The following is a 3486-nucleotide window of genomic DNA, read 5'->3' as shown; positions in this document are numbered from 1 at the left end:
GATGCGCGTCTCGCCGGAGGCAAGGCCGCCGAACATGAAGGAGCGGTGCGAGATCGACTTGTCGCCCGGCACCCGCGCCACGCCGGTTAGCGCTGGGGATTTGCGGGCCGTGGCCGGCTTCGGGGCGGCGGAATGAGACATCTTGTCGTCCAAATGAAATGCCGGCCGGGCCGGCTCGGTTCGTCACGTTGCGGCGGTCTCGTATCACGGCGCGCGGCAATGGTCATCCCCTCGCGCAGGCCTTTGAAAAGCACGTTCTCAGGACATGTCTTTTGGCTTTGACAGCGCTGAAAACTGCGGTTATGGGGACCCTTCTTTTTTTGACGAGGCTTGCCGTGGCAAAACCTGAACTTGGCACAAAGCGTGTCGACCCGGAAACGGGCCGGAAATTCTACGACCTGAACAAGGATCCGATCGTCTCGCCCTATACCGGCAAGAGCTATCCGCGCTCCTATTTCGATGAAGGCAAGATTTCCGCCATCGAGGAGGACGAGGAGGTCGCCGACAAGGAAACTGAGGCCGACGAGGAAGAAGGCGCCGAAGTCGTCTCGCTGGAAGATGCGGACGAAGAGACCAAGGGCGGCGGCGGCGATCTGCCCGATCTCGGCGACGACGAGGATGATGATGTCGATCTCGGCGACGATGACGACGACACCTTCCTTGCCGACGAAGAGGAAGAGGACGACGACGTCTCCGATATGATCGGCGTTGGCGACGACGAGGACGAGGTCTGATTTGATCGGTTGCCGGCCATTTTGGCCTTTGACGAAAAAGCGGCTTTTCAAGGCTTGATCTTGACCGAAGGCGGCGCTAGAAGCCGCCAGCACTAAACGACGGCGCGGTTCCCAGCCGCGCCGGATCTCTTCGCCGGAAACGGCGCCGGCTGACTGCCGGAGTGGGGCCATAGCTCAGTTGGGAGAGCGCTTGAATGGCATTCAAGAGGTCGTCGGTTCGATTCCGATTGGCTCCACCAAACAGTCCTTTCTAACAATGCACGAAAATAGTTGCGCCCTTTCCGAGGTTTAGCTGCGCATTCAGCAACGCCTGGACGAGAGACTTAAAGCGCGTCGCCTGACCTGTTTCGTCGCGACGCGCTTTTAGTGCCGCTGCGTACTCGGCATTTTCCCTGACAGGTCGAAGATCGCGGGTCGAAGCTAGTCTCACATGAAGTTTCTTCAAGTGAGGTGAAAAGCTTCGGCTTGACGCCTCCTGAGACTCGATGCGATATCCCATTGAAGCTCCGGGGGGACTTACATGAATCTATTCGGAAATTCTAAAATAAGATTGGAGAAGAGTGCGGTTATTGCAAGTAACTTGCTCCGCTCTTCTGCATCCTTGATTGCAGTCGCTGCGGGCATATGGGTCAGCCAGGCCCGGGCCGAGACGATCACCATTTCGACCGCAAGTACCGTCCCGGTGTCGTCCGTCGTAGATCCGACGGGAACCATCAACGTGACGCAGACAGGTTCCGTCACGACGCAGTCGGGAGGCAATCACGCCATTCAACCCTACATGTCTCCCGGGCTGGGCGCGTGGACGGTCAATGTGGACGGCTCCGTCAAGGTCCTTGACGCGGACAATGAGGTTTACGGCATCTGGCTGCGCGCGGGCGGAACCGTCAATGTGAGTTCGACCGGCAAGGTCGAAGGCTCACGCAAGGGCGTCGTGATCGAAGGCGGCGCTGCAAACGTCCAGAACGACGGGCTGATCGCGGGCAGTCGGATTGCCGTGCACGTTCTTGCCGGGGGCACAGTCGAAAACCGGAACTCCATGCTGGGGGGCGTCGTCTTTGCAACCTCGGCCACGCCCGGAAGCTTCATCAACAAAGCCAATGTTTCAAGCAACGGCGGCGGCTATGGCGTCATCATGAACGCTGGCGGATCGCTCGACAATTCCGGAACCGTCGCGTTTACGAACATCGGCCAGGGATTCTGGAGCCACGGGAACATCACCTTCACCAACAGCGGCACCTACACCGCCAAGGGTGACAATTCGTTCTCCACCCCCATCTATGCGGTGCTGCTGCAAAACGGCAACGCCGTGGCAGACAATTCGGGGACCATCGAGGGACGCGATGTCGGCCTGTTCGTTTCGCAGGGAACCGCCGACGTCACCAATTCAGGCACGATCACGGCGACGAACGTGCATGCCGTCGCGCTGCAGACCACCGGTGCGGCATCCTTCAAGCAGACGGCAGGCGCGCTCAATGGCGGCACGCACGGCCTGTCCGTCGTGACATCGGGAGACACGACCGTTTCCATCAGCGGCGGCTCCGTCACCGGCGGACTTTCGAGCGCGAACGGTATCGGCGTCCGCTTCGGCGGCAGCGGCAAGACGCAGATGAGCGTGGCGAATGCGTCCATCACCGGAGCGGCGGCGGCGATCCAGGGCGGGACGGGATCGTTCGACCTGTCCCTCCTTCAGGGAAGCATCATCAGCGGCGATGTGAAGCTCGGTTCGGGGAACTCGAGCCTCAAGCTGGAAACCGGCGCGTCCGTCGAAGGCAATATCGATGCCGAGGCCGGAACCAATACGCTGCTGCTGACAGGTTCGGGCAGCGGCAGCTTCCAGGGAAACTTCCTGAATTTTGCGTCAGCGCAGGTTGATGCCGCCGGCGGAAAGTGGGTCCTCGGCGGTGACGCCACCTTTGTCGACGGAATGGAAGTGGTCGGTGGGTCGCTAGCCGTCAACGGCAACCTGACCGGCAATGTGACTGTAAGGACGGGCGCCAGGCTGGGCGGCACGGGGACAGTCGGGGCGACGACGATCGATACCGGCGGCGTGCATGCGCCCGGAAATTCGATCGGCACGCAGACCGTTGCCGGAAACTACGCCAACCATGGCGCTCTGCAGATCGAGGCGACACCCGAGGCGGCCGACCAGGTCAAGGTCTCCGGCACAGTCGACATCGCCGGCGCCACCCTCGACCTGCTTATGTCGCCAAATGCGGCGTCCAGCTGGAATATCTCCAACGGACCCTTCGTCATCATCGACAACGACAATACGGATGCGGTGGCCGGCGTGTTCGGCGCCGTCAACAGGAACCTCCTGTTCCTGGACGAGAAGCTCGACTATGCGGGAGGCGATGGGAACGACGTGACGCTGGAACTCGTGCGCAACGACATCGGCTTCGCTGAGGTCGGTATCACGCCCAACCAGCGGGCGGTCGCGGGCGCCATCGACGGCGCCGGGCCTGGCAATCCGCTCTGGAACGCCATTGCCCTGCAAGGTGATGCCGAGGCGACCCGCGCCGCCTTCGACCAGTTGAGCGGCGAGATACATGCTTCGGCGAAAACAGCGCTGGTCGACGACACGCGCCTCGTTCTCGACGTGATCAACGAGCGGCTGCGCGCAGCCTTCTCCGGAACCGGCGCCACCGCTTCGTTGCCCGTGATGGCCTTCGCCGAGGACGGACCGGAACTTGCTCCCGCCACGACAGATCGCTTTGCCGCCTGGAGCACCGCCATCGGGTCATGGGGCCGCGGG

Annotated in this window: 1 protein-coding gene, 1 tRNA gene and 2 pseudogenes; 3 read left to right on the top strand and 1 reads right to left on the bottom strand. The window is 61.7% G+C overall.

Features of this window, described 5'->3' with window-relative positions:
- Nucleotides 1–141: pseudogene (locus tag EOA38_RS31135) on the bottom strand (3-phosphoshikimate 1-carboxyvinyltransferase); the annotation flags it as partial.
- Nucleotides 142–335: 194 nt separating this feature from the next.
- Between EOA38_RS31135 and EOA38_RS31130 the strand changes: the two are divergent.
- The 3 genes and pseudogenes from EOA38_RS31130 to EOA38_RS31120 form a co-directional block, all read left to right on the top strand.
- Nucleotides 336–734, top strand: a complete 399-nt coding sequence (locus EOA38_RS31130; protein WP_126090585.1) for a TIGR02300 family protein — start codon at nt 336–338, stop codon at nt 732–734.
- A gap of 163 nt (nt 735–897) precedes the next feature.
- A tRNA-Ala gene (locus EOA38_RS31125) sits at nt 898–973 on the top strand.
- A gap of 479 nt (nt 974–1452) precedes the next feature.
- A pseudogene (locus EOA38_RS31120) lies at nt 1453–3486 on the top strand (hypothetical protein); the annotation flags it as partial.

The sequence above is a fragment of the Mesorhizobium sp. M1E.F.Ca.ET.041.01.1.1 genome (assembly GCF_003997355.1).
GTDB lineage: Bacteria > Pseudomonadota > Alphaproteobacteria > Rhizobiales > Rhizobiaceae > Mesorhizobium.
This window is presented reverse-complemented; position numbering and strand designations above follow the sequence as displayed.